Below are 24,475 nucleotides of genomic sequence, written 5' to 3' on the forward strand. Positions count from 1 at the left end.
GGTATATGCTCCGGCTTTTTTATTCTATTAGTGATTAAAAATGGAATATTTAGTCAAACAGACCGGAAACCGACTGTTCCATAGACGTGCGGTTGATCGCTTCACCCAAGAGGGTCGCTGTCGTGATCACGCGGATATTGTGTGCGGATTGTACGCTCGTCGTTGGCTGAATGCTGTCTGTGATGACAAGCTCGCGCAGCTTGGAGGAGGAGACACGAGCAACGGCACCGCCGGACAGAACGCCGTGGGTGATGTAAGCGGTTACGCTGGTTGCGCCATTCTTGAGAAGCGCTTCGGCCGCGTTGCAGAGCGTTCCGCCGGAATCGACGATGTCATCGATGAGCAGGCAGTCCTTGCCAGCCACATCACCGATGATGTTCATGACCTCAGACTCACCCGGACGATCACGGCGCTTGTCGACGATGGCCAGCAGACAGTCCAGGCGCTTCGCCAGCGACCGAGCGCGAACCACGCCGCCGACATCAGGCGAAACGACCACGACGTTTTTCGTGTCGTAATGTTCCTTCACATCGCGTGCCAGAATGGGCGCTGCGAAAAGGTTGTCGGTCGGAATGTCAAAGAAGCCCTGAATTTGTCCCGCATGCAGATCAAGCGTCAATACGCGGTCCGCTCCGGCTTCGGTAATCAGGTTGGCGACGAGCTTTGCAGAAATCGGTGTGCGGGGACCGGCTTTGCGGTCCTGCCGGGCGTAACCGAAGTAGGGAAGAACGGCGGTGATGCGCTTTGCTGAGGAACGACGCATCGCGTCGATCATGATCAGCAGTTCCATCAGGTGGTCATTGGCCGGGAAGGATGTGGACTGAACGAGAAAAACGTCCTCGCCGCGCACATTTTCACTGATTTCTACGAAAATTTCCTGGTCCGCAAACCGCTTTACAGTGGCATTTCCCAAGGGAACATTAAGATACTTGCAGATCGCTTCGGCCAGATGCCGGTTCGAATTGCCTGCGAAAACCTTCATTGTTGCCGCCTGTTTTAATGCCATCGCTTGAGATCCGACAGAGCAAGACTTCTCTGTGGTCCGTGCGTCGTTCAACGGGAAGGAATACCCGGCCCAAAGGGTGCCGGACATGCCGTTTTGCCATGGGCGCCTTAATAGCGGGGTTGCCCGTGAATGCAAGAGGTCAGGTGGTGATACCCTTAATTTTCATGAAAACTTTGTGACTTAGCCGGTATCAACAGGTTTCATCCACAATTTCCGCGGGCTTATCCCCGCTGGGACTGTCTCCAGGACTGATAGTCGTTGAGCGTTTTGGCCGCGATCTTCTGCATGGCGGTGTCCGTTACGGCAGCCCAAGGATCGCTGCCGCGAGCGGGTACCGTTTCCTGCCCCTGCAAGCGGTGAAGCCGCGCGCCATTGGCATCCAGGACATCCCAGACATAGACGATGGTGATATTCCCGCCATCCGCGAAGGCGGACAAATATCCCTTCAGAATGTTCTCTGCCGTCGTGTCACTCGACGGGCGAATGGTCAGCCCCTTCGCCCGTGCCTCGGCACCCAATTGACGCGACAGCGGCGTCACCGCCTGAACGGGTGCGCCAATGATGGGCAGGAAGCGGATGGTGCCGGACGAGGAGCCGGCGGGCAGGGAGGCGGTCTGTGTCTGCGGCTGTGCCGGTGCCGTCTGTTGCGCCACCGGCTGGCCAAACTGTGCGCCGCTCGTCATTGCCTGCGCTTGAGCCTGACGTGTGTTTTGCGGTGCATAGGCCGGGACCTGAGACGAAACGCCACTCGGAGACCGGTCGGCTGCTGCGGCCATCTGGTCCAGATCGCCCTGGTTGACCGGGGTCGATTGGGTGTTGCTATGGCCGACATCGACTTGCGGTGTCAGCGCATCGGTCGTGTTGCAGGCCGATAGTGCGAGGGCAAGGCTTGGGATTGCCATGACCAACCCTAGCCGCCGCATGCCGTATATCCCCTCATGAAATGCTCCGTCGTTCCCTGATCGATGGCAATGTAAGGTTCGACCTCGGCGCGAGTCAAATCGAGATTAGACCGTCAGCAAATCAAGGCTGTGGCGAGAGAGTGATTCCGGCGCGCCTTCCGTGGTGAGGTAGGTTTGACCCAGCGTCATGGCAAAGCCCGAGTCGCTGTCCATGATGATCATGTGCACGAACAGCGTCATGTTGGGCAGAATTTCCTGCGTGTTGCCCGCATAGAACATCTGATGCTCCATCCATGATGGCGAGAAGCGCGCACCCAGCGAATACCCGCAGGCATTGAGGCGATGGCGCGTCAGGCCACGCTCGTCCATGATGCGGGCGTGAACGTCGAAGACATCTCCGAACGTGTTGCCGGGACGAAGGACATCTTCGATGGCGCGGATGTTCTCGGCGCAGGCATTGTAAAGCTCCTTCTGACGGAACTCGACCTCGCCAATAACGACGGTGCGCATCATGGCGGCATGATAGTGGGCACTGACGCCCGCCCATTCCAGCGTCAACTGATCCTTCTCGTCCAGCTTGCGACGTCCGGCTTTGTAACGGCAAAGAAGGGCGTCCGCGCCGGAGCCAATGATGAATTCATTGGCAGGGTAATCGCCGCCGCCCGCAAAAACCGCGCCTTGCATGGCCGCAAGAATATCGGCCTCATCAGCGCCGGGCGCGATGATCTTGAGTGCGGCATCCAGCGCATCATCCGCCAGTGCGCCAGCGCGCTTGGCATAGGCCACTTCGGCCGGGCTTTTGACGAGACGCAGCCCGCTGACGACGGCTGACGAATCGATGATCTGGCAGAAGCTGGAAAGCTGGTTGTCGAGCAGGCGTGCCACCCGGCCTGTCATGCCGTGGGTATCGAACTCGATGCCGATGCGGCAACCGAGCAGATCCATGTCGCTCAGCAGGTTTTTGAGATCGAGCGTCGGATCGGCATTGAGACGATCCACCCAGATGACGATGTTTTCGATGTTGGATGTCTGACGCGCCTGTCGCAAATCGGCGGAGCGGGTCAGAAGCGTCATGGTGCCATCGGCCTTGACGATCAGCGTCTGGAAAAAGCAGTAGCCGAACGTGTCATATCCCGTCAGCCAGTACATGCTTTCCTGGGCAAACAGCAGGATTGCGTCCAGCTTTTCCTCTGCCATCTTTTCAGTCAGGCGGGTGCGGCGTGCCTCGAATTCGGCGGCGTCGAAGTGCAAGGCCATATCAGTTCTCCAGAATTGCTATTGCTGAAATCTGCCGCCCGTAATCCGGTTCCCGATTATGCGTGGTGCGGCGAAAAGAATAGAAGCTGTCATCGTCAGGGTAGGTGCATATACCAAGGTTTTCCGCCGTCACACCCGCGGCGACCAAACGGTCCACCGTCAATTGCTTCAGATCGAAAAAGGCATGGCCTGCATTGGGAGAGGGCGATAGATAGGCGGCGTAGGCCGGGTTCATCTCTTTCAGGCTTTCCACCCGCTCAGGCCCGACTTCGTAGTTTTCCTGACTGATCGATGGGCCGAGGCTGGCAACGATACGCTCGCGGCTGGCACCCAGCGCAATCATCGCATCCACGGTGTTTTCCAGAACGCCGGACACGGCACCCTTCCAGCCGGCATGGGCAGCACCCACCACACCTGCCTGCGCATCTGCAAACAGGATGGGGCCACAATCCGCAGCCAGCACGCCGAGGATGATGCCTGATGTGGCGGTGACCATGGCGTCCGCTTGTGGTCTGTCTCCATCATACATACCATCGACGACAACGACGTCGGGGGAGTGCACTTGATGCACCGTCGCCAGTTTTTCCAACGGCAGACCAAACCATGCGGCGACGCGGTGTCTGTTTTCCAGAACGGCTTGGCGGTCATCCTGCGAGCCGAGCCCGACATTCAGGCCGCGGTAAATGCCTTCCGAGACGCCGCCGTGCCGGGTGAAGAAGGCGTGGCTTATGTGCTTGCCGGTCGATGAGGCAAGCAGGGGGCTCTGGAGGGGAAGCGGCAGAGTTTCGTCCTGCATTACGGTATCAATCCTTGGGATGTCGCTGATTTTGAAACGAATATTCGCGAGCGAGTGTTTCCATTGAAGCGCACCACAGGGGATGCAGACGGCAGTTTATCACTGCTTCGATTTCGCGCGATGTTGGCCCAAGCCCGGTGCCGATGTCAATCCAGTGCGCGGAACGGCAGCAGATGGATGGCTGGGCTGGAAACGGCGAGCACCTTGAAAAGCTCACCCATCTTGCCCACGCCTTCGCCTGCAAGGCGGTTGACGGCTTCGGCAATGTCCAGCGTTTGGTCGGGTGTTGCCTTGGCGGCCAGTGCCTGCGCGCGCTCCCTCAAGCCAAGTCCGTGCAGAAAATCGCCCTGCGGCAGGCAGCCATTGATGTGGATGCCATTGGCTTCAGCCGTTTTTATGAGGCTTTCGAAATCCACGTGGCTGGTAAGGTCCGCTTCGCCGGGATGCGCCAATACCGGATCGAACTCATGCATGCGCAACGCCTGCAACGTATCGCCGAAGCCGGAAACGGTGTGGCCATAGTCGATGATCAAAGCCGTGCCGCCGTTGCTTTTGAGCCGATGGGCAATGGCAGCCATCACGGCTTCGCGGGCAGGGGAATATTCGAAGATCGTCCCGGGTGCCTGGCGCTCCGGCAGAGGTGGTAACAAGTCTGGATCGATGCTGGCGAGCCCAGCGGTAAAGATCAATTCGTCGTCTGCATCGAGCGCGACGACCCTTTCGCGGAAACCCTGCGGCGTCTTGACGAATTGCCGGATGGGAATGGCATCGAACAGTTCGTTTGCGGCGATCAGCAAAAAGCCGGGCGGAACATCGTCGAAACTTTCATGCCAGGCGATCTTGTCGCCGTGGCTGGCAAGGGTCTGTTGCTGTGTCTCGGTCAGGCGCGGACTGGTTTCCACCAGATGCACGCTCATGCTTTCATAAAGCGGCGGTGCGATGCGCTGAATGACCCGCAGCATATCCGCCATCATGGTGCCGCGCCCCGGGCCGATTTCCACGAGGCGGGCATTGGCCAGAGTGCCGTGTCTTTGCCACGCGTGGACGATGAAGACACCGAGCATTTCGCCAAACAACTGGCTGACCTCAGGTGCCGTTACAAAATCGCCGGTGCGGCCGAAAGGCTGCCTGGTTCTATAATAGCCGTGTTCGGGGTCTGCCAGGCAGAGCGCAAAGAAGTCCGTCACGCTCATCGGGCCATTGAGGCGTATGAGGGACTTTATACGGCGTGCGAGCGGTGTCGGCATGGTGTTTTACCCGGTTACGATGACAAAGCAGCGCGACGCGCCCGTACAACTGCCCACACGCCGAGGAGGAACATAGGTGTCGATAGAACCATGCCCATGGTCAACCAGTTCCCGGCGAGATATCCGATCTGCGCATCCGGCTCGCGGAAAAACTCCACGAATATTCTGGAAAGCGCATAACCGCAGACAAAGACGCCGGTCACCGTGCCAGGGCTTTTCAGTGCCTTGAATCCATAGATAAGGATTGCGAGAACGATCGACAACACGATGCCTTCGAGACCTGCCTCATAAAGCTGGCTCGGGTGACGTGCGAAGGGACCGCCCGTCGGAAAAATCACGGCCCAGGGAACATCGGTCAATCGGCCCCACAATTCGCCGTTGATGAAGTTGGCGATGCGACCGAAAAACAGGCCGAGCGGTGCGACGGCGGCGATGATGTCGAACATGCTCCAGACGGGAATGCCATTGCGGCGCGCAAACAATATCATCGCGACCGTCGTGCCGATCAGCCCGCCGTGGAAGGACATGCCGCCGTTCCAGATCTGCAAGGCTCGTATCGGGTTTTCGATGACGGCACCCATATCATAAAAGAGAATATAGCCGATGCGCCCACCCAGAACGATGCCCGCTGCTGCCCAGACGATGAAGTCATCCAGATGCACGGGTGTTATAGGTGATTTGTCGTGCGGCCACAAACGGTCCGCGAGGCTTAGCTGACGCGCATAATACCATCCCAGCATGATGCCGAAGACATAGGCAATGCCATACCAGTGGATCGGAAGAGGCCCTATGTGGATCGCCACCGGATCGATATTGGGAAACGGCATGATCGAAAACTGGGCGAGGGGTGCAAACAATTCGCGGATTCCATGGTTATTACGCTTGAAGGTCGGAACGTCAGTGCGGCCAATTCTTCATTGGATTTACAAAATATTCTTTTCCCGGAGCGGGAAAATGGCGACTGAAAGGGGTGCGGTCAAGGCGATTCTTTGACGCTATGATGACGGTCCCGCGCCAACGTGATCAGAAGCCGGTTCCTTATTTTGCTTGCAACGGCAATAGCGAGTGCCTACCTGAAAGACATGAACAGAAAGGCACGTTGCCTTCTCCACCACCGACGAGGACATCGCACCATGAGTACGACAGGCACAAACCGTATTTTCGATGAATTCGCTAAGCTGATGACGGACGCAGCAGGTGCCGCTCAGGGCATGCGCAAGGAAGTCGAAACGGCGTTTCATGCGCAGGCCGAGCGTTGGCTCAATAGCCTTGATCTGGTCAAGCGCGAGGAATTCGAAGTGGTACGCGAGATGGCCATTCAGGCGCGCGATGAGAACGACGCCCTGCGCGCGCGCATCGACGCGCTGGAAGCAAAGCTCTCCACGACCGCTTCCTGATACGCTGTGAAAACGCTTTTGATTCTGATGCCGAGCCCTCTCAAGGGTTCGGCATTTTTCGTTTTTGTATCATTTCGAAGCAGTTTGCGCCGGAGTGGGGATTCGGGAGCCGCAAGCAAGCGATTTCATTCAGTTTTTTTTAACGTCTGTGGAAACACTCGAAAAACACAATTGGCAGAGTCAGTTATGACTCACAACTGAGGTTTCGTACGAGGAGATATACACAGTTCTGATTGCAAAAGCGGAGTTGTGGGGGTGGCGCGGGGACTCGCTCGTTATACACTGATTTTCAATGATGATTCGAAACGAACTCCGTAAGCTCCAGACATGTTTACTGCGTTATTCTGGCGGCGTCGGGCATCATCGATAAGTATTGTAACCCGGCATTTGCGTGTGCGTTTTTTGTACCTTTGCGTGCGAAACAAAACATTCATTTCCGGCTGAGAAGGTGCCGTATGAGCCTAATGGAATTTGAAGTCGAGCGTCACTCCAACCCGGTCGATATGATCGAGTTCGTTGCCGCGTCAAACGACTGGTCGTTCGAACGCTCCGGCGAAGATGAAATTGCCATGACGGTCGAAGGCCGTTGGGCGGATTATCATGTTTCGTTTTCATGGATGGAACAGTTTGAAGCGCTGCATCTGGCCTGCGCTTTCGATATCAAAATTCCTGACCATCGCGTCAATGAGGTCATTCGCCTTTTGGCGCATGTCAACGGTCAGACACTGATGGGTCACTTCGATCTGTGGCGTCAGGAAGACGTGATCATTTTCCGGCAGTCTTTGTTGCTGGCAGGTGGTGCAGAGCCGACAAACCAGCAGGTGGAGGTGCTTCTTTCCAGCGCGCTTGAAGCCTGCGAGCAATATTTCCAGGCGTTCCAGTTCGTCGTCTGGTCCGGCATGGAAGCCAAGGCGGCCATGGAAGCCGCATTGTTCGAGACGGTCGGGGAAGCCTGAGCCATGGTGTCTCTCGCATCTGGCCCGCTCGTTCTCATTGGTGCCGGCAATATGGGTGGCGCTCTGCTTTCGGGCTGGTTGAAAAGGGGCGTTCCTGGGGCATCGATTATCGTTATCGATCCTCGTCCCTCCGATACGATGACGGGTTTGATTGCCGAGGCGGGTGCAACGCACTTGACCGAAGTACCGCAGGACACGACAGCCGGTATCTTGTTTCTGGCCATCAAACCGCAATTGATGGAGGCCGTTCTGCCGCCATTGAAGCCGTTGATCGGGCCGCAGACTGTGATCGTGTCCATTGCCGCGGGCAAGACGCTCGCCGGTATCGAGGCGTATCTGGGTAAGTCCGCTGCCATCCGAGCTATGCCAAACACACCTGCCATGGTGGGTCGTGGTGTGACGGGTGCCTATGCGAACGAGGCGACATCAGACGCCCAAAAGTCGCTGGTCGAAACCTTGCTGAAAGTCAGCGGTCCTGTCGAATGGGTGGAGACAGAGGCCAATATCGATGCGGTGACGGCGCTGTCCGGCAGTGGGCCTGCTTACGTGTTTTATCTCGTGGAATGCATGGCGGAGGCGGGCCGTAAATGCGGCTTGCCGGCGGACCTCGCCATGCGTCTCGCGCGGGAAACCGTCGCGGGGGCTGGTGAGTTGCTTCATCAGTCCCCGGACGAGGCCTCTCGCCTGCGCAAGAACGTCACATCGCCCGGCGGTACGACGGCTGCGGCACTGTCCGTTTTGATGGCAGACGATGGCATCCAGCCGATTTTTGACAGGGCTATCGCGGCTGCAAAAAAACGTGCCGAAGAGCTGGCTGTTTAAAGAGGGCGGCTATGAGCGAGCAGATCACCTATGCGGATTTCGAGAAGGTCGACATTCGTGTCGGCACGATCATAGAAGCCGAAGCGTTTCCAGAGGCGCGCAAGCCGGCCTTCAAGATCAAGATCGATTTCGGCGCGGAGATCGGCGTCAAGAAATCCTCCGCACAAATCACGGTGCATTATACGCTGGAAACACTTGTGGGACGCCAGGTTCTGGCCGTCGTCAACTTTCCACCGCGCCAGATTGGCCCCTTTCGATCCGAAGTGCTGACACTCGGTTTCTCCGACAAGGATGGAGCCATCGTTCTCGCCAGTGTGGAACAGACCGTTCCCAATGGCGAGAAGATGTGTTGAACGTTCAAGCTAAAGCGTCCGTGCTATCGTGATTACGCGGCTACTTTTTTCTCAACGCTGGCAACCGAAACGAAAGGCGTCGTTGCCGTCGATTCGATAGCTTTGAACTCGACCTCGTTTGCTTTGAGAATGATTTCAACGCCGTGATCGACGTCTTTATTCTCAAGGAAGAACTGTTTGAAGCCCGCCGTTGACGCCGAGTTGGACAGGCCGGTGAGGATAGCGGTGACGACGCCGATAGGGATCGCGACGAGACCACCGACTTCGGTTTTTATGGTGATGTCAGCTGCGAGTTTTACGATGTCCCAGCCGCACTCATTCAAAACCTCTTCCACGCCATCAATGAAGCCGCGGTAATTGTTTGGGGCGGATTGAAAGATGCGACCGTCTTCGGTCATGGCGACGATCTTCCACCAGTCACGGCCCGTCGTCAGGAAGCCGGTGTTGTATTCCACAATCAATTTTTCGTCCGGTGACGTGCCGTTGGGGACGTTCAGCCATTCCTTTTGTTGATTGTATTCATCGCTGTATTTGTGGACAATACCGACGCTCGCCAGCTTTACGCCGGTTTCGTTTTTGATGCGGACTGTTGTAAACTTCTTGGTTGCCATCTCTTTCTCCTTTGCAACTTACGGTAATAAACTGCGCAAGGTTCTAATATTCCGTTAATACAAAATCGGGATTGGCCGTAAACATCTATTTTAATTTTAAGCTATTGATTGTTATGCTGGAATTTTGACGATGACACGCAGCCCGCCAAGCGGGCTGTCGTCCAGTGTCACATCACCGCCATGACTTCGGGCAATGTCGAGCACGATGGACAGACCCAGCCCGGTGCCTGACGCGTTGAGATTGCGTGCTTCGTCCAGCCGGTAAAATGGCTTGAACACGTCCTCGCGCGATTCCGGCGGAATACCCGGGCCGTCATCGTCGAAAACGAGGGTGATGGATTTGGGGGCTTTGCGGATTTCTATCGCCAGTGTGCTGGCGTAGCGATGTGCATTGGCGGCCAGATTGCCGATCAGCCGCGAAAAGGCGTTGGGGCGAACGGTAAGTTCCTCGACGCCGTTCAGTTGATAGCTGAAGCTCTTGCCACACATCTGGAAATCGCTTTTGAACCTTTCGAACAAAGGTGTCAGTTGCAGTTTCCCAATGCTCTCTTCGGCATCGTCCCGGGCGAAGGCCAAGTAAGCTTCCAGCATGGACTGCATGTCGTCGACGTCCTTGTCGAGACCCTCCAGGTCAGGATTGTCACTCGCCAGCGCAAGCTGGAGCTTGAAGCGGGTGAGGATGGTGCGCAGATCGTGGCTGACGCCGTTCAACATCGCGGTGCGCTGTTCCATCTGTCGCTCGATGCGCTCCCTCATCAGAATGAAGGCGAGACCGGCGCGGCGCACCTCATCGGCCCCTCTGGGCGAGTAGTCGGTGATTTTCTGGCCGCGCCCGAAACTCTCCGCTGCTTTAGCCAGCGATAGAATAGGCCTGATTTGACCGCGCAGAAAAAGAATGGATATTCCAAGCAGCACCAGCGAGGCACCACCCATCCAGACGAGGAAGATATGGGTGTTGGACGCATAGGTCTGGCTGCGGCGTGTGAAGACCCGCAACGTCTTGTTTTCCAGCTGAATGCGGATTTCCACGAGTGCACCGTTGCCGAAGGTATCGATCCAGAAGGGCTTGCCGATCTGCTGTTGGATCTGGTCGGCTAGAATGGAATCGAGAATGGAAAACAATGGCTGCGGACGTGCTTCCGGCAGCTCCTGCTTCGGCTCGATATAGACGCTGAGATCAAGGCGGTCGCGGGCGATGCGGATCACGCGTTGATAGTCGTCCTCTTCAGGGTCCGTTTCCAGCAACTCGATGACGGCAGCGATATCGCGTGTCACGGCGGCAGACAGCCGTTCCGTCACCATCTGCCAGTGCCGTTCCATGAACACGGCGGCAACGACGATCTGCAGCAGAACCATCGGCAGGATGATGATGAGGAGTGACCGTGTGTAGAGCCCCGTTGGCAGCCAGTGGCGAAGCCAGCGCGCCGAAAAACGCCATGCACGCAAAGGTGCGCTGTCTTTCGCTGCGGTCAAAAAATCCCAGCTTGCCATTGTCCTGCCTATTCGAATTCGCCTGCGCAATGCACGCTGTTAATCGACGCTCAGACGGTAACCGATGCCGCGCACGGTCTGTAAATAAACGGGGTTTGCCGGGTCATCCTCGATCTTGCGCCGCAGACGGTTTATCTGCACATCGATGGTGCGTTCGCCAACCTCCGCGTCCGCCTCCACCAGTTCGTGGCGGGGAATGGTTTCACCGGCGCGCAGTGCAAACAGCAGCATGATTTCCTGCTCACGATCCGTGAGCCGGATGACCTCGGCAGCTCGCCGCAATTCCTTGCGTGGAACCGAGAAATTATAGGGTCCGAAGATGATCTGCTCGATTTTTGGCGTGTCGGGAGATGTGTTACGTCTCAGGATATTGTTGATGCGTAGCACTAGCTCCCGCGGGTCGAACGGTTTGGCGAGATAATCGTCCGCGCCGGCCTCAAGCCCCGCAATGCGGGCATCCGCTTCGGAGCGCGCTGTTAGAAGAAGGACGGGAACGGATTTGTTTTCGTTCAGCGAGCGGGTGAGAGACAGGCCGTTTTCGCCAGGCATCATCACATCGAGAATGAGCAGGTCAAAGCGGATGCCCTCCATCTTGCGCCGCGCTTCGGCAGCATCTGCGGCAGAGGTGATGCGATATCCTTTGTCTCCCAGAAACCGCTGGAGCAGATCGCGAATACGCGCATCGTCATCAACGATCAGCAGGTGAGGGGCGTCGTCTTCGGCCAATGGCTGTTTCGTCGCGCTACTTGGCATCGTTACTCCTTCGCCTCTATCGAGGCCCTCTCGGTTGCAGGATCACGCATGCGCGCGAGAAACTCGCGCACATGTGCCCGCGCTTCCGGCTGCATGGCTTCAAGCGCACGGTCTATACGCCGGGATTGCGGGTCGCTTAGCGCCAGTGCCAGTTCGCGGCCCGTCAGGGTGGGATAGAGCCTGCGTTGGCGGCGGTCTTCCGGTCCTGCCATCTGGCGAATGTAGCCGTCATCGATCAGTTGCTTCAACACGCGCGCAAGACTTTGTTTGGTGATCTGCAAAGTATCCAGCAGGTCAGCCACCGTCATGCCCGGCTGGCGGCAGACGAAGTAGACGACGCGGTGGTGGGCTCTACCATAATCCAGTTTGGACAGAATGACATCCGGGTCCGAGACGAAGTCCCGATACGCAAAGAAGAATGCCTCAATCGTATCGAAGTCGATCTTGCCATCATCGACGTGCGGAAGAGCCGGAGTTTGCTTGACGGCGGCCTTTTTCATCGACTGGGCAGGCACTGTCGTTCCTTATTTTGCTCGGCCACCACGTGGCACCTCGTATACAACGCTGCGACACTACCCGAAAATGTGGCAAACGGGAGCATGGAGGCGATCATTTTGTGTTGCGTTCGATAATATGACGTCGGCCCGACTTCAATATCATTATGTGTCAGCGCGGCTCCAAACGCAAAAAGAGCGCGGACATGCCGCGCTCCTTGCTTAAATCTGGTGCCGAATGATTACTGGTATACGTAAACAACCCGACGTGTCTTTGGCTCCACAAGCACCGCGCGATCATTGACGCGAACATAGCGATACTCATAGTCAGGCACTTCCATCATCTGCGCGCCTGCGGGAACGGTAGAGCCGATCACGACGTCGCCATCAATGCTGACAGTTTCGCCTGGATGCTGGTCGATATACGTCATTACGTTTTCCGGCGGATCAACTTCACCCACTCGACCAAGATTCGGATCGCCGGGATTGGGTTCGGCCTGCGCGCTGGAGGTCTTTTCGTATGTGACCACTGGCACGTTCACCTCGGAACGGCGCTCACGCAGAATAACGGGCGCGCCTTCATACATCACATTGAGATAATCGGCATTTGCCCAACCGCGAAGGCCGTTTACTTCAACGCGGCACCAAGCACTGCCGTCGATGCAGCCATCCAGAACAGCATCGCTACCGCGGGTGGCAAGACCCACTTCCGGGTAGTCCTCACCGGGACCTGACCGCACGGAGAGATCAGAGGCCGTGGTCGCAACCATCGCTGCATTCGCGTATCCAGCGAGCAGCGCAAACGCACCACCGGCAATCATAAGTTTCAGCTTCTTGTCCATTGTCTCGCTCCTTTGAAGACTGCGGCAAGAACGCGCGAGTTACCCGTCTGTTCCCGTTTTCGTGATATCTAACATTTGGGCGGGCGAGCACATCGCGGCTGAACCTCCTGTTTCTTGGCTTTAGACGACACTCTATCTTCTCCCTTTGTTGTGCCGCCGAGTATGCCCATTTATAGAGGATTCGTGTTTTACAAACGGAAGGAAGAGATCATGGGTAAGTTACAGGCGGGCATCGTTCCCGTGACGCCGTTTCAGCAGAACTGCACCATTCTCTTCGATGAAGACACCAAAGAAGGCGTTGTCGTCGATCCCGGTGGCGATGTGGATGTGATTATCCAGACCGTGACCGAAAACGGCATCACGCTGAAAGAAATCTGGCTGACGCACGGCCATCTCGACCACGCTGGCGGTGCCAAGGAGATGAAAGAAAAACTCTCCCTGCCGATCATCGGTCCGCATGAAGATGACAAGCCCCTTCTTGAGCGCATCGAGGTGCAGGCCGAGAAATACGGCATTCCCGGCCTCCAAAACGTGTTGCCGGATCGCTGGTTGAACGATGGCGATACCGTTTCTTTCGGCGACCACCACTTTGAGGTCTTGCATTGCCCCGGCCATGCCCCTGGCCACGTCATCTACTACAATCGCGCCCAAGCCTTTGCCCATGTGGGAGACGTTCTGTTCAGCGGCTCTATCGGCCGCACCGATCTCCCCGGTGGCAACCACGAGCAATTGCTGGCCTCCATCCGCGACAAGGTCCTACCGCTGGGTGATGATATCGGCTTCATCTGCGGCCATGGGCCTGGCGGAAGAATCGGGGAAGAGCGTCGGACGAACCCGTATTTGCAGGGGATTTAGGCAGATCGGAACGAATGGATGGAAGGGCGCGTCGTCGCTACATAGCCCGCACCCCCCGTCCTTCGAGGCCCCTGCGGGGCACCTCAGGATGAGGGTTGCTCCGTCGGCCGTGGCTCCTAAGTTGGGGAGTGCGACTATCGTCCTAATGAGCGGTAGATTGTCAGTTTTGCGGCGCAACAGTAGCAGCCCTCATCCATCATCCTGAGCTTGTCGAAGGAGAGGTGCGGAGGCGAAGCCAGAGCCTCGAAGGACGAGGGCTGCGGGCTCCAACAGGCGGAAATGCCCACAATTTTAGTGTTGAAATGGTTGTGTTGACTTGGCAATATTCCCGTCATGGAAGTGATCGATCAGTAGGACCGTATGCACCCAGTATTGAGACCCTGCGTCGGCTGGATGACTATGTGGAGGAGATGAAGATGCGTCGTAACGTGAAGCGCCAGTAGTGTGGGCGCTGTGGTGAGGAGCGGCATACTCCAACCTCATGCTGAGGCGGCGCGTAGCGCCCTCGAAGCATCCGTTGGTTGGCACCCCTCTCACTTCACAGCCCACCCCCCCGTCCTTCGAGGCCCCTGCGGGGCACCTCTCCTTCGGCAAGCTCAGGATGATGGATGAGGGGTGCTCCGTCGTCATCCGCATTTGATGGGGAAGCCAGCGCGGCTAAGTTCTTAGCGAATGTAACGGATTGGTGATTAAGTTAGCGACCAGCCAGATACTCCGTCCTCATGCATCATCCTGAGCCTGTCGAAGGAGAGGTGCTTTGACCGAAGGGCAAAGCCTCGAAGCATCCGTTGGTTGACACCCCTCTCACTCCACCGCCCGCACCCCCCGTCCTTCGAGGCCCCTGCGGGGCACCTCTCCTTCGGCAAGCTCAGGATGATGGATGAGGGCTGCTCCGTCGTCATTCCGCAACTGGTGGGTAAGCCCGCGCGGTCAAGTCCTTAGCAAATATAGCGGAACGGTTGGTAGGTTAGCGACCAGCCATATACTCCATCCTCATGGGGTGCTCCACTGCCGCGATCCGTCTCGCTCCAACTTTACCGCCCAAAACCAAAAAAACCCGGCATTCCTGCCGGGCTTCAACTAGAAGAGAAAGTCGTCAGGGGTTAGCCATCAATCTGCAGATTGACTGCCTTTGGTCCCTTGCCGCGACGATCCGGTTCAGTGTCGAAGCTCACTTTCTGGTTTTCTGAAAGGGCGGACAGGCCAGAAGCCTGTACGGCAGAGATGTGAACAAAAATATCGGCGCCACCATTGTCTGGCTTGATGAAGCCGAAGCCTTTGTCGGTATTGAAGAATTTAACGGTGCCAGTCTCGGCCATGCATCAGGTCCTTTTCGCTCTGCCTGTGTTCAGCTCCAGGCAGCATTACAGTTTTGCCCGCAAGGGCGTACGGCAGGCAGTTTTTGAAAATTGAGAAAGTGGTCCATCGCGTGGAAAGCTTTTGACGTTCTGCTCAACGTTATTTTGTCCCCGCCGCTCGGAGTATCAGGTCCCCGATGCATTTGTTTATAGGCCTTCCCATGCTCGCAACTTGCCCGAACCGCAACAGATTGCTGTGTTTATTTTGAATTGGCAAGCAAAAGTTTTCACGCTTTTTTCACGCTTCGCAGGGGTGCTGCAAAACGTTTGGGGCATGGCAGGCAGAATTTTTCTCACGGTCCCGCAGTTGGGAAACGAAAACATCGCTGACAATGATATTTTACGGCTATTTTCGCGTGAAAAGGGTAGAAGTGCGGTCGATATAAAAAGGTGAAAACGCTATATATCGGCTGTTACACGGCCGTTGCGTCTCTTGGAGAGTTCCGGAACCAGTTCCACCAGCAGTATAGCAGCAAAAATGATGGCGCAGCCAATATAGCCTGCAGCTGGAATCGTTTCCTGGAGAAATATAGCAGCAAACAGCGCCCCGAACAGGGCTTCCGACGACAAAAAGATCGCCGCCTGTGGCGCTGTCGTATAGCGCTGACCAATGACCTGTAGCACGAAAGCCAGACCCGACGACACCAGCCCGACATAGAGGATTTCGGTGATGGAGGAGGCGATGGCTTGGTAGTTGATCGGTTCGATAAACAACCCAATCAACATGGAAAGCACGGCGCAGACCGCAAACTGCGTGCAGGAAAGCGCCAGCGGCCGGTTGCTCTGCATGACGTAGCGACCGGCTAACGTGATCTGAATGGCCCAGAAGAAGGCGCAGATAATGCTCAGCATGTCGCCATTCGTCAGGCGCGAGATGGCACCGCCCGACAGCAGATAGATACCGACAAGCATCATCAGCGCACCCGGCCACACCACCCAGTGTGGGTGGCGGCGATAGACGATGACGGCAATGACTGGCACGAAGATGACGTAAAGCGCGGTCAAGAAACTGGAATTGGTGACTGATGTCGTCAGCAGGCCAACCTGCTGCGTGGTGGCACCCATGAAGAGCGCCAGACCGACGAGAATGAAAGCCCTGAATTCACCCCGGCTGGGTGCCGCCTTTATGCGGCGGGTTTCCATCATCGCAAATGGTAAGACAGCCAGCGCCGCGATGGCAAAGCGCAGCCCGACAAACCAGAAGGGGCCGATCGTATCCATTGCCGTCGATTGCGCGACAAAGCCGCCGCCCCAGATCGCGGCTGCGAGCAAGAGAACGAGATTGGCCTGAATGCGTGTCATGGGATCACCAAATGCAAAAGGCTGCGTTTTGCGCAACCTTCATGACCGAGTCTGTGTTGGATTTGGCGAAATGCCGATTTCGCGTTGCTCTACCAGCAAAGCAGCGGTGCGGCAAGGCAGGCGAAAGGGCGGGGACGCTTAATCAGTCGCGGCGATGACGCGACGAGGATTCCCGGATGCTGTTCATCGTCAGAACGACGCCACCGATTGCCATGGTCACGAAGCCGGTCACGACAAGAACGATGACGAAAATACGGTCGGAGGCTTTCGAAATGGGAGCCGATGCTATGGAAGACGTCTGGATGTAGTCGACGGCTTCCTCGGCATGGGCGGAGGTCACCAAACCTGCGGCCATGGTAATGATGACGACCAGCGCCGCCAGTGCCATCCACGCCGAAAAAAGCATCCGTTGTGTTCTCAGCCGGTCCGCCGATTTCCGATCATTGAGAAACATTGTCCCGGTCCCTTTTCCGTCTTTCTCGCCAGCTTTTGTGGTGTATCGCGACGCATTAGTCCTGCTTTGCGCGACATGCATAAAAGGGGCTCTGAAGTGGACGTCTTGTGGACCGAATTCAGACAGTCCGGCGTATTTATTGTGGCGATACCAAGGCAACGGTTAACGGGGATTAAACGACCGTTAAATACCGCGTTTTCCGAAGGCACGAACGGGCTTTAGACCGCGTGGTTCAAGTGTCGGAATAACACGCGCTGACCCATCTGCCTGGGGTCTGAACAGGCCGGAGCGGGGCGCTCCAAGCAGCTCTGGGAAACGCTCGTTGAAGCTTGTGGGTGCCAGCTCTGGTTTGGCCAGCGCATAGCCCTGCATGAGCGCAACGCCGAGATCCAGGCACAGCTCGATTTCCCGTTCGTCCTCCAGCGCTTCGAACACCGGTTCGATGCCCTCTCGCGCGAACTGTTCAACGATAACGCGGATGAGGGCGGCACCTGCGGAATTTTTGATGAAGTGGCGCGCCCAGGCGGCTTCGAACTTGACGTAATCTGGCTTGATAAGCTTGACGCGCTCTATGTCGGAATCGCCCGCGCCGTAATCGGCAATCGCCACGCGAAAGCCCATGGCCCGCATGTGGCCGGCAAAATCAGCCACCAAACGGGTATCGGAGGCATTCTTTTCAGCGATTTCGCAGACGATCCGGTCCGGCGACATGCCCGCCTCATGGGCGGAAAGCCGCATGCGCTCCACTTCCTGCCGCATCTTGTCGGGCGTGCGGAACAGGCCGGGATGAAAGTTGACGAAGATGCGCGCGCGCGATCGTTCCAGCGCGCCGGTGTTGAGAATGTGAATGGTGCGCAAAATGCTGTCGATCGCCTCGATGTCATCGGGGCGCACCTGCGCGAAAAGTTGCGCGGGTGAAACCAGTTCCGAGCCTTGATAGGGCCGGACCAGACCTTCGAACGAGTCGATATCGAAGCGCCCATCCGACAAACGGCGGAAAATCGGTTGAAGCGCGGATTTGAGCGAATAGGGCGCGTAGGTCGTAGACCACGAGCCATCGTCTTCACGCACGAGATTCGAAAAAATGCTTTTCGGTGCCATGGCGTCGTATCCGGAAATAACCCCAACCTCCGGAGCATAGCAGGCAAAACGTTACGAGCTAGTTAAGCATATCTTAAAATATACCGAAGGTACCATTTTCATGGCATCTACCCTTGAAACCCGGTACGTCTTTCGACATACCACTTGGCGCAGAAGGCGACAGTCGCAAACTTCTGCCGATGTCAATTTCAATAGGACCGATAAAAATGGCCTTCCTTGCCGACATTCTCTCCCGTGTAAAGCCCTCCGCTACCATCGCCGTTTCCCAGAAAGCCCGTGAATTGCAGGCTCAGGGTCGCGATGTGATTGGCCTTGGCGCAGGCGAGCCGGATTTCGATACGCCCGACAATATCAAGGAAGCAGCCATTGCCGCGATCAACGCAGGCAAAACGAAATACACGCCGGTTTCGGGTATTCCCGAACTGCGCAAGGCAATCGCCGAAAAGTTCAAGCGCGAAAACGGTCTGGACTACAAGCCGGAGCAGACGATTGTCGGCACGGGTGGAAAGCAGATTCTTTTCAACGCCTTCATGGCAACGCTTAACCCCGGCGACGAAGTTGTTATTCCAACACCTTACTGGGTCAGCTACCCGGAAATGGTGTCGATTTGCGGCGGTACGCCGGTGTTCGTGCACACGACGCTGGAAGGCAAGTTCAAGCTGACGGCTGAGGCGCTGGAAAAGGCGATTACGCCGAAGACCAAGTGGTTCCTGTTCAACTCGCCTTCTAACCCATCGGGCGCTGCCTACAGCCACGATGAGCTGAAGGCGCTTACCGACGTTCTGGTCAAGCACCCGCATGTATGGGTTCTGACCGATGACATGTATGAGCACCTGACCTATGGTGACTTCAAGTTCGTGACGCCTGTCGAAGTGGAGCCTTCGCTCTATGACCGCACGCTGACCATGAACGGCGTGTCCAAGGCCTATGCAATGACCGGCTGGCGTATCGGCTATGCAGCAGGTCCTTTGCAGCTTATCAAGGCCATGGACATGATCCAGGGTCAGCAGACCTCTGGCGCGACATCCATCGCGCAGTGGGCGGCTGTCGAAGCTTTGAACGGCACGCAGGACTTCATTCCCGCCAACAAGAAAATCTTCGAAGGCCGTCGTGACCTCGTCGTATCGATGCTGAACCAGGCCAAGGGCATCAATTGCCCGATGCCGGAAGGCGCGTTCTACGTCTACCCATCCTGCGCCGGCCTTATCGGCAAAACGGCACCTTCAGGCAAGGTTATCGAGACGGATGAGGACTTCGTGACCGAGCTTCTGGAAACGGAAGGCGTTGCCGTCGTTCACGGTTCTGCCTTCGGCCTCGGCCCCAACTTCCGCATTTCCTATGCGACATCGGAAAAACTGCTGGAAGAAGCCTGCAACCGCATCCAGCGCTTCTGCGCAAATTGCCGCTAAGCATTTATTGAACGAAGAAAAGCCCGGCAGCGATGCCGGGCTTTTTTGTTTTGTGTCACCGTGTGAGATGTCCGTGTCGCGGCTCAATCTGTCCGTCATCCCGCACTCGATGCGGGATCCAGCGCGATCAAGTCCTTGATCGCAAGAGACTTTTCGCCTTGCAGACACAGTGCGGCTAGATACCGGGTCAAGCCCGGTATGACGGAGGATAGGGTGCGCTACCCCTTGGAGCCTTTCCTTACAATCCCAAAAACAACAGCATCAAGAAGGTCGCGAACAGAATGAAATGCGTCATCCCCTCAATCGCATTCGTCTCCCCGTCATTGAGGTTGATTGCCGCTACAATCAGGGTGATGAAGACCATGACCGTTTGCACTGGCGTCATGGCCATGATGAAGGGCTGGCCGGTGTAGAGCGCAATGCCCTCCATCACCGGCACGGTCAGAATGACGGTGGAAAGCGATGCGCCCATGGCGATGTTGACCACTGACTGCATTCGGTTGCGCAGTGCCGAGCGCATCGCGGTCATGATCTCAGGTGCCGCCGAGATGGTGGCGACGACGACGGCCATCAGGGCAACAGGTGCGCCGCTGCCTTCCAGCCCGAAGCTGAGGAAAGCCGACATGAATTCGGCGAGAACGCCGATCAGCACCACGCCAACAAGGATCACGCCGATGGAGTAGGACGCGGGACGGTCCTCTTCGTCATCGGTATTCTGTTCGGCTGCCGTCTTTTTCCGCTCCGTGCGGGGATAGCTGTAGCTGAAGAAATAGCTGTGCGGCCCCACCTGCATTTTGAGGAACAGAGCGTAAAGGGCAATCATCGCGCCGATGGTAAACATGGAGTAATAGTGCCATTTCGCCTCCGGAATGAATTCCGGCACGATCATGGAGATGCCCATCGCGGTCAGGATCATTACCCCATAGGTGCGGGCGGAATCGTCATTATAGGGCTGCTCACCGTGGCGAAGCCCGCCCAGCAGGGCCGCTATGCCGAGAATGCCGTTGATGTCGATCATGACGGCGGAATAGATCGTATCGCGGACCAGGGTGGGAGAGGTGGATTCCTGCATGATGATGGCGAGGATCAGCACTTCCACAGCCACTGCTGAGAGCGTAAGGATCATCGTGCCATAGGGATCTCCCACCTTGTGGGCCAGAATTTCGGCATGATGCGCCACCCGCATCGACACCAGAATGATGACACCGATCAATGCGGCGGCAACGATGAAGGACAGCGTCTTGCCCTGGGCCATCAGTGCATGCTCGGCCATATAGGCGGCAATGGCGACCGGCACCGCGGCGAGCAACATGCGCTCCTGTTTCAGCGTTGATGCAACTGACATATTCGCCCTTCCATGTCGTGAGATGTTTGTTTTGCAGCGTTAGACCAATATGCGGGGTTTGCACATTGAGCATTTTGGTAGGATAGTGGATTCAAGGACATGGCGACACTGCCGCGACCCCGTCCTTCAAATGCGCGTTTGCGGCAAAGGTTGCCACCGTCCGTCCATGTATCAGGAGGAAGTGTGCATGACCAAAGTGGTGTATGAGATTGTGGAACATGATGGCGGCTGGGCCTACCGTATGGACGGGGCCTATTCGGAGACATTTCCCACGCATTCCGATGCCCTGCAAGCCGCCCGCATCGCCGCCGCGGAACAGCAGGTCGGAGACGAAGACACGGAAATCAACTACCAGGATGAAGCGGGTCGCTGGCACGAGGAATACAGTCAGGGCGGTGATAGACCGGAAGCGGAAGTGGTGGATAGCTACGAAGAGCAGCAACCCAGTCGCAAGGCTGTCTGATTAACAGTGAAGGCTTTACTTCTTGCTGGCCAGCGCGTCGCCGTCCGTCGCCCGCAGAAAACCTTTCAGCCCGTCCACAAGCGCGTTGAAGACGGCGCGGCAGCGCGGTGATGTTCGCAGGTTCTCGTGCATCGCCACCCATGTGTGCAGCGGTATTTCCATTTCCGGCAGAATATGTGTGAGGTTCGGATCACGGCTTGCAAGGCCGACTTGACACATTCCCACGCCCGCACCCGCTCGTATCATGGAAAGTTGGGCGAGGTTGCTGTCGGCGCGAATGGCAAATGGAATATTCTCCGCATCCGGAATGCTCGGATTGTCCTTTCTCATCCGCTGAAGGATAGCTCTTATGAAGGGTGTTTTCCGGTCGAAGCCGATGAGACGGTGATTGATGAGATCGTCTTTGGACAGCGGAGTGCCCATTTTCTGTAGGTAGCCGCTACTCGCATAAAAGCCGACCTTGAAATTGCCGATGTAGCGCATGACGATTGCATCCTGAACCGGCTCGGTCATGCGGATGGCGATATCGGCCTCCCGTCGCAGCAAATCCTCCAGCGTATCGGATAGCGAAAGCTCTATTTCGAGCTTTGGATATAACTCCTGAAGTGATGCGATGATTGGCGGAAGGATTTCGACGCCAATGATATCAGACGCGCTGATGCGCACGGCTCCCTCGATCTTTCCAACTTCACCCGAAGCGGCGCGCATGAGGGCAGAAGCGGTTGCCGCCAGATTTTCCGCATAGGGCTTCAGCGCAATTGCGGCATCCGTCGGCACGAGCCCGTGCGGAGAGCGGATGAAAAGCTGAAAACCCATGCTGTCTTCCAACGCGCCAATGTGGCGACCCACCGTCGGCTGGGTGATACCGAGTTCGCGTGCTGCGGCAGACAGCGATCCGTCGCGCAGGACGTTGAGGAAGGTGCGGTAATAATCCCAGCTGATCTCGCGTTCTCTGATCATCGATTTCCGTATAGCCGATCAACACATTTAGACAATTTCGTATAGCGTGTGTCGCGCTCATACTCCAGCTGAGAATTCACATGGAGTTTTAGAAATGACTGGCATTCAAGAGACAATCAAGCCATTGGCACTGGTCTTAGGCGCACGCGGTGGCATTGGCAGAAATGTCATGGACATGCTTTTGCGTCGAGGTTGGCGCGTCCGTGCGCTTGTGCGGGCCAAGATGCCGGCATCTGCCAATTCCTCACAGGAGTGGGTCTTGGGCGATGTCATGAATGCTGCCGATGTCACGAAAGCCGCCAAGGGCGCTTCTCTCATCGTGCATGCGGTCAATCCAGCCGGCTACAGGAATTGGGAAACGCTGGTTCTCCCCATGCTGGACAGCACGATTGCCGCCGCCAAAACGGTGGGTGCCCGGATTTTGCTGCCGGGAACGGTTTATAATTTCGGGCCGGATGCTTTTTCCTCTCCAACAGAGGACAGCCCGCAAAATGCTGTGACTCGCAAGGGCGGCATTCGCGTCGAGATGGAGCGTCGGCTGCGCGCTGCCGCGACACCGGAAACCCCGGTACTGATCGTTCGTGCCGGTGACTTCTTTGGTCCGGGTGCAAATAGCAGCTGGTTCAGTCAAGGTCTTGTCACGCCAGGCAAAAAGATCACGCTGGTTTCCAACCCCAATTCACCGGGCGTTGGCCATCAGTGGGCTTACCTGCCGGATGTCGCAGAAACGATGGGGCGACTGCTGGACCGTGCAGACGCACTTGAACCCTTTGCAGTCTATCACATGGATGGATTTTGGGACGGTAATGGGCGAGGCATGTCATCAGCAATAGAGCGGGTGGTGGGGCACAAGGTCACGGTAAAGCAGACACCGTGGTGGCTGTTTAAGCTGGCGTCGCCGTTCGTCCCAATGTTTCGAGAGGTGGCCGAAATGCGCTATCTGTGGAAGACACCGATCAGGATGAGCAATAAAAAACTCATCGGATTTCTTGGAGTTGAGCCGCAAACACCCATTGATGAAGCCGTACGTGCCACACTCATTTCTCTGAAATGCCTTGAGCCGGAAATAACCGGAACGAAACCACAAGCCGTATCACATGCATGATACGTAGCTAGAAAAGCCGCGCACCCGTGTGAGTGCGCGGCCTTTTCGTATTACGCCAAAGCGGGATAGTCTGTGTAACCTTCTGCACCGCCACCATAAAATGTCTGCTGGTTTGGCTCGTTGAGAGCCGCATTTTCCTTCAGACGCTGCACGAGGTCCGGATTGGAAATAAAGGCTTTTCCGAAGGCGACCGCATCGACCTTGCCGTTTTCGGTCGCGGCAATCGCGCTTTCGCGGTCGTAGCCGTTATTGGCAATCCACAGGCCTTTGCCACCGGCATTGGTGTAGGCAGCTTTCAGCGCATCATAATCGAATGGCTTGTCGCCCTGCTTGAAATCACGCGGTCCACCTGTCGCGCCTTCGATGACGTGAATGAAGGCGAGGCCACGGCTGCCGAGTTCGCGTGCGACATATTCGAACAAAGGCTGCGGCTCTGCTTCGAAAATGTCGTTTGCCGGTGTGACGGGAGACAGGCGAATGCCGGTGCGTCCAGCGCCGATTTCCTTCGTCACAGTGTCCACGACTTCCAGCAGGAAGCGGGCACGGTTTTCAATCGAGCCGCCATAGGCATCCGTGCGCTGGTTGGTGCCTGATTTCAGGAACTGGTCGATCAGATAGCCGTTGGCGGCATGGATTTCGACGCCATCAAAACCGGCGTCGATTGCGGCCCGTGCGCCTGTGCGATAATCCTCGAGAATGACGGGGATTTCCTGCAGCGAGATTTCCCGTGGCTCGGATGTTTCTGCGAAGCTGCCCGTGCCATCATCATTGATGATGTAGGTTTTGGAGTTGGCCTTGATGGGTGAGGGAGCAACCGGCTGGCCGCCATGCGGCTGAAGCGATGTGTGCGAGATACGGCCAACGTGCCAAATCTGCGCGACGATCTTGCCGCCAGCCTTGTGAACGCCGTCGGTCACCGCTTTCCAGCCATCGATGGCTTCCTGCTTGTAGAGGCCGGGAACGTCGGCGTAACCCTGGCCCTGCTGAGATACGGGCGTGCCTTCCGTGACGATGAGGCCAGCAGTGGCGCGCTGTTCGTAATAGGCAGCGTTCAGATTGTTGGGAATAGCACCCGGTGAACGGTTGCGAGTGAGAGGTGCCATAACGATGCGGTTTGCCAGTGCGATATCGCCTGCCTGTGCCGGTTCGAACAGTTTTGTCATGGGGTTGGCTTTCTCTTCTGGTTGATAGAGAGC

Annotated in this window: 26 protein-coding genes; 8 read left to right on the forward strand and 18 right to left on the reverse strand. The window is 56.7% G+C overall.

The window, feature by feature from the left end:
* Positions 1-49 precede the first annotated feature (49 nt).
* The 6 genes from CPJ18_RS05555 to lgt form a co-directional block, all read right to left on the reverse strand.
* The gene (locus CPJ18_RS05555) at positions 50-982 is read right to left on the reverse strand and encodes a ribose-phosphate pyrophosphokinase (RefSeq protein WP_077106271.1); all 933 of its coding nucleotides are present in this window, start codon (positions 980-982) and stop codon (positions 50-52) included.
* Positions 983-1,227: 245 nt separating this feature from the next.
* On the reverse strand, positions 1,228-1,929 hold the full coding sequence (locus CPJ18_RS05560) for a hypothetical protein (protein WP_103657306.1): 702 nt from the start codon (positions 1,927-1,929) through the stop codon (positions 1,228-1,230).
* 84 nt (positions 1,930-2,013) lie between these two features.
* Positions 2,014-3,165, reverse strand: a complete 1,152-nt coding sequence (locus CPJ18_RS05565; protein WP_103657307.1) for a M24 family metallopeptidase — start codon at positions 3,163-3,165, stop codon at positions 2,014-2,016.
* Position 3,166: 1 nt separating this feature from the next.
* Positions 3,167-3,961 (reverse strand): peptidoglycan editing factor PgeF, encoded by a 795-nt coding sequence (gene pgeF / locus CPJ18_RS05570; RefSeq protein ID WP_103657308.1) that lies wholly within the window; start codon positions 3,959-3,961, stop codon positions 3,167-3,169.
* Between the two features lie 146 nt (positions 3,962-4,107).
* Positions 4,108-5,208 (reverse strand): class I SAM-dependent methyltransferase, encoded by a 1,101-nt coding sequence (locus tag CPJ18_RS05575; protein WP_103657309.1) that lies wholly within the window; start codon positions 5,206-5,208, stop codon positions 4,108-4,110.
* 14 nt (positions 5,209-5,222) lie between these two features.
* Complete coding sequence (lgt, locus tag CPJ18_RS05580) at positions 5,223-6,035, reverse strand: prolipoprotein diacylglyceryl transferase (RefSeq protein WP_077118039.1); 813 nt, start codon at positions 6,033-6,035, stop codon at positions 5,223-5,225.
* A gap of 306 nt (positions 6,036-6,341) precedes the next feature.
* Between lgt and CPJ18_RS05585 the strand changes: the two genes are divergently transcribed.
* The 4 genes from CPJ18_RS05585 (at position 6,342) to CPJ18_RS05600 (ending at position 8,736) form a co-directional block, all read left to right on the forward strand.
* Positions 6,342-6,605, forward strand: coding sequence for an accessory factor UbiK family protein (locus CPJ18_RS05585; RefSeq protein ID WP_103657310.1), 264 nt, complete (start codon positions 6,342-6,344; stop codon positions 6,603-6,605).
* 455 nt (positions 6,606-7,060) lie between these two features.
* A complete protein-coding gene (locus CPJ18_RS05590) occupies positions 7,061-7,561 on the forward strand; it encodes a type III secretion system chaperone family protein (RefSeq protein ID WP_077106265.1) in 501 nt (166 codons plus the stop codon).
* 3 nt (positions 7,562-7,564) lie between these two features.
* Positions 7,565-8,383 (forward strand): pyrroline-5-carboxylate reductase, encoded by an 819-nt coding sequence (gene proC / locus CPJ18_RS05595; RefSeq protein WP_103657311.1) that lies wholly within the window; start codon positions 7,565-7,567, stop codon positions 8,381-8,383.
* Between the two features lie 11 nt (positions 8,384-8,394).
* Positions 8,395-8,736: a tRNA-binding protein gene (locus CPJ18_RS05600; RefSeq protein WP_103657312.1), complete on the forward strand. Its 342-nt coding sequence runs from the start codon at positions 8,395-8,397 to the stop codon at positions 8,734-8,736.
* Between the two features lie 32 nt (positions 8,737-8,768).
* Here the strand turns inward: CPJ18_RS05600 and CPJ18_RS05605 are convergent, their stop codons facing one another.
* From CPJ18_RS05605 to CPJ18_RS05625, 5 genes are all read right to left on the reverse strand, one after another.
* Positions 8,769-9,347 (reverse strand): hypothetical protein, encoded by a 579-nt coding sequence (locus CPJ18_RS05605; protein ID WP_103657313.1) that lies wholly within the window; start codon positions 9,345-9,347, stop codon positions 8,769-8,771.
* Between the two features lie 111 nt (positions 9,348-9,458).
* A complete protein-coding gene (locus CPJ18_RS05610; RefSeq protein WP_077117633.1) occupies positions 9,459-10,838 on the reverse strand; it encodes an ATP-binding protein in 1,380 nt (459 codons plus the stop codon).
* A gap of 39 nt (positions 10,839-10,877) precedes the next feature.
* A complete protein-coding gene (locus CPJ18_RS05615; protein ID WP_077117631.1) occupies positions 10,878-11,591 on the reverse strand; it encodes a response regulator in 714 nt (237 codons plus the stop codon).
* 2 nt (positions 11,592-11,593) lie between these two features.
* Positions 11,594-12,106 (reverse strand): MarR family winged helix-turn-helix transcriptional regulator, encoded by a 513-nt coding sequence (locus CPJ18_RS05620; protein WP_103584412.1) that lies wholly within the window; start codon positions 12,104-12,106, stop codon positions 11,594-11,596.
* A gap of 221 nt (positions 12,107-12,327) precedes the next feature.
* Positions 12,328-12,927, reverse strand: a complete 600-nt coding sequence (locus CPJ18_RS05625; RefSeq protein ID WP_077106258.1) for a DUF1236 domain-containing protein — start codon at positions 12,925-12,927, stop codon at positions 12,328-12,330.
* Between the two features lie 210 nt (positions 12,928-13,137).
* Between CPJ18_RS05625 and CPJ18_RS05630 the strand changes: the two genes are divergently transcribed.
* Positions 13,138-13,782: an MBL fold metallo-hydrolase gene (locus CPJ18_RS05630; protein ID WP_103657395.1), complete on the forward strand. Its 645-nt coding sequence runs from the start codon at positions 13,138-13,140 to the stop codon at positions 13,780-13,782.
* A gap of 1,103 nt (positions 13,783-14,885) precedes the next feature.
* Here CPJ18_RS05630 and CPJ18_RS05635 read toward each other — a convergent pair.
* The 4 genes from CPJ18_RS05635 to CPJ18_RS05655 form a co-directional block, all read right to left on the reverse strand.
* Positions 14,886-15,101 carry a cold-shock protein gene (locus CPJ18_RS05635; RefSeq protein WP_042617292.1) on the reverse strand — a complete coding sequence of 72 codons (216 nt, stop codon included), beginning with the start codon at positions 15,099-15,101 and terminating at the stop codon, positions 14,886-14,888.
* 438 nt (positions 15,102-15,539) lie between these two features.
* Positions 15,540-16,442, reverse strand: a complete 903-nt coding sequence (locus CPJ18_RS05645; protein ID WP_103657396.1) for a DMT family transporter — start codon at positions 16,440-16,442, stop codon at positions 15,540-15,542.
* 142 nt (positions 16,443-16,584) lie between these two features.
* A complete protein-coding gene (locus CPJ18_RS05650; protein WP_143239279.1) occupies positions 16,585-16,848 on the reverse strand; it encodes a hypothetical protein in 264 nt (87 codons plus the stop codon).
* Between the two features lie 231 nt (positions 16,849-17,079).
* Complete coding sequence (locus CPJ18_RS05655) at positions 17,080-17,997, reverse strand: EAL domain-containing protein (RefSeq protein ID WP_103657316.1); 918 nt, start codon at positions 17,995-17,997, stop codon at positions 17,080-17,082.
* A gap of 206 nt (positions 17,998-18,203) precedes the next feature.
* On the opposite strand from CPJ18_RS05655, the gene CPJ18_RS05660 reads away from it, so the two are divergent.
* The gene (locus CPJ18_RS05660) at positions 18,204-19,406 is read left to right on the forward strand and encodes a pyridoxal phosphate-dependent aminotransferase (protein WP_077106252.1); all 1,203 of its coding nucleotides are present in this window, start codon (positions 18,204-18,206) and stop codon (positions 19,404-19,406) included.
* Positions 19,407-19,644: 238 nt separating this feature from the next.
* Here the strand turns inward: CPJ18_RS05660 and CPJ18_RS05665 are convergent, their stop codons facing one another.
* Positions 19,645-20,751 carry a calcium:cation antiporter gene (locus tag CPJ18_RS05665; protein WP_103657317.1) on the reverse strand — a complete coding sequence of 369 codons (1,107 nt, stop codon included), beginning with the start codon at positions 20,749-20,751 and terminating at the stop codon, positions 19,645-19,647.
* 187 nt (positions 20,752-20,938) lie between these two features.
* Between CPJ18_RS05665 and CPJ18_RS05670 the strand changes: the two genes are divergently transcribed.
* Entirely contained in the window at positions 20,939-21,214 is a 276-nt protein-coding gene (locus tag CPJ18_RS05670; protein WP_103657397.1) for a DUF2188 domain-containing protein, read from the forward strand.
* Between the two features lie 15 nt (positions 21,215-21,229).
* On the opposite strand, the gene CPJ18_RS05675 is transcribed toward CPJ18_RS05670, so the two are convergent.
* Positions 21,230-22,174 carry a LysR family transcriptional regulator gene (locus CPJ18_RS05675; RefSeq protein ID WP_103657318.1) on the reverse strand — a complete coding sequence of 315 codons (945 nt, stop codon included), beginning with the start codon at positions 22,172-22,174 and terminating at the stop codon, positions 21,230-21,232.
* A gap of 103 nt (positions 22,175-22,277) precedes the next feature.
* Here CPJ18_RS05675 and CPJ18_RS05680 point away from each other — a divergent pair, with 103 nt between their 5' ends.
* Positions 22,278-23,279, forward strand: coding sequence for an NAD(P)H-binding protein (locus tag CPJ18_RS05680; protein WP_103657398.1), 1,002 nt, complete (start codon positions 22,278-22,280; stop codon positions 23,277-23,279).
* 50 nt (positions 23,280-23,329) lie between these two features.
* On the opposite strand, the gene CPJ18_RS05685 is transcribed toward CPJ18_RS05680, so the two are convergent.
* Positions 23,330-24,442 (reverse strand): alkene reductase, encoded by a 1,113-nt coding sequence (locus tag CPJ18_RS05685; RefSeq protein ID WP_103657319.1) that lies wholly within the window; start codon positions 24,440-24,442, stop codon positions 23,330-23,332.
* Between the last annotated feature and the right edge of the window lie 33 nt (positions 24,443-24,475).

The organism is Agrobacterium rosae, from assembly GCF_002915175.1.
GTDB classification, from domain to species: domain Bacteria; phylum Pseudomonadota; class Alphaproteobacteria; order Rhizobiales; family Rhizobiaceae; genus Agrobacterium; species Agrobacterium rosae.

Bases quoted from the DNA above. Each gene is read 5' to 3' on its own strand.
- CPJ18_RS05685 (WP_103657319.1), bottom strand. From the start codon at position 24,442: ATGACAAAACTGTTCGAACCGGCACAGGCAGGCGATATCGCACTGGCA.
- CPJ18_RS05615 (WP_077117631.1), bottom strand. From the start codon at position 11,591: ATGCCAAGTAGCGCGACGAAACAGCCATTGGCCGAAGACGACGCCCCT.
- CPJ18_RS05645 (WP_103657396.1), bottom strand. From the start codon at position 16,442: ATGACACGCATTCAGGCCAATCTCGTTCTCTTGCTCGCAGCCGCGATC.
- CPJ18_RS05675 (WP_103657318.1), bottom strand. From the start codon at position 22,174: ATGATCAGAGAACGCGAGATCAGCTGGGATTATTACCGCACCTTCCTC.
- CPJ18_RS05600 (WP_103657312.1), top strand. From the start codon at position 8,395: ATGAGCGAGCAGATCACCTATGCGGATTTCGAGAAGGTCGACATTCGT.
- CPJ18_RS05635 (WP_042617292.1), bottom strand. From the start codon at position 15,101: ATGGCCGAGACTGGCACCGTTAAATTCTTCAATACCGACAAAGGCTTC.
- CPJ18_RS05655 (WP_103657316.1), bottom strand. From the start codon at position 17,997: ATGGCACCGAAAAGCATTTTTTCGAATCTCGTGCGTGAAGACGATGGC.
- CPJ18_RS05590 (WP_077106265.1), top strand. From the start codon at position 7,061: ATGAGCCTAATGGAATTTGAAGTCGAGCGTCACTCCAACCCGGTCGAT.
- CPJ18_RS05575 (WP_103657309.1), bottom strand. From the start codon at position 5,208: ATGCCGACACCGCTCGCACGCCGTATAAAGTCCCTCATACGCCTCAAT.
- CPJ18_RS05560 (WP_103657306.1), bottom strand. From the start codon at position 1,929: ATGCGGCGGCTAGGGTTGGTCATGGCAATCCCAAGCCTTGCCCTCGCA.
- CPJ18_RS05555 (WP_077106271.1), bottom strand. From the start codon at position 982: ATGAAGGTTTTCGCAGGCAATTCGAACCGGCATCTGGCCGAAGCGATC.
- CPJ18_RS05665 (WP_103657317.1), bottom strand. From the start codon at position 20,751: ATGTCAGTTGCATCAACGCTGAAACAGGAGCGCATGTTGCTCGCCGCG.
- CPJ18_RS05605 (WP_103657313.1), bottom strand. From the start codon at position 9,347: ATGGCAACCAAGAAGTTTACAACAGTCCGCATCAAAAACGAAACCGGC.
- CPJ18_RS05565 (WP_103657307.1), bottom strand. From the start codon at position 3,165: ATGGCCTTGCACTTCGACGCCGCCGAATTCGAGGCACGCCGCACCCGC.
- CPJ18_RS05660 (WP_077106252.1), top strand. From the start codon at position 18,204: ATGGCCTTCCTTGCCGACATTCTCTCCCGTGTAAAGCCCTCCGCTACC.
- proC (WP_103657311.1), top strand. From the start codon at position 7,565: ATGGTGTCTCTCGCATCTGGCCCGCTCGTTCTCATTGGTGCCGGCAAT.
- pgeF (WP_103657308.1), bottom strand. From the start codon at position 3,961: ATGCAGGACGAAACTCTGCCGCTTCCCCTCCAGAGCCCCCTGCTTGCC.
- CPJ18_RS05625 (WP_077106258.1), bottom strand. From the start codon at position 12,927: ATGGACAAGAAGCTGAAACTTATGATTGCCGGTGGTGCGTTTGCGCTG.
- CPJ18_RS05670 (WP_103657397.1), top strand. From the start codon at position 20,939: ATGACCAAAGTGGTGTATGAGATTGTGGAACATGATGGCGGCTGGGCC.
- CPJ18_RS05650 (WP_143239279.1), bottom strand. From the start codon at position 16,848: ATGCTTTTTTCGGCGTGGATGGCACTGGCGGCGCTGGTCGTCATCATT.
- CPJ18_RS05630 (WP_103657395.1), top strand. From the start codon at position 13,138: ATGGGTAAGTTACAGGCGGGCATCGTTCCCGTGACGCCGTTTCAGCAG.
- CPJ18_RS05585 (WP_103657310.1), top strand. From the start codon at position 6,342: ATGAGTACGACAGGCACAAACCGTATTTTCGATGAATTCGCTAAGCTG.
- lgt (WP_077118039.1), bottom strand. From the start codon at position 6,035: ATGCCGTTTCCCAATATCGATCCGGTGGCGATCCACATAGGGCCTCTT.
- CPJ18_RS05610 (WP_077117633.1), bottom strand. From the start codon at position 10,838: ATGGCAAGCTGGGATTTTTTGACCGCAGCGAAAGACAGCGCACCTTTG.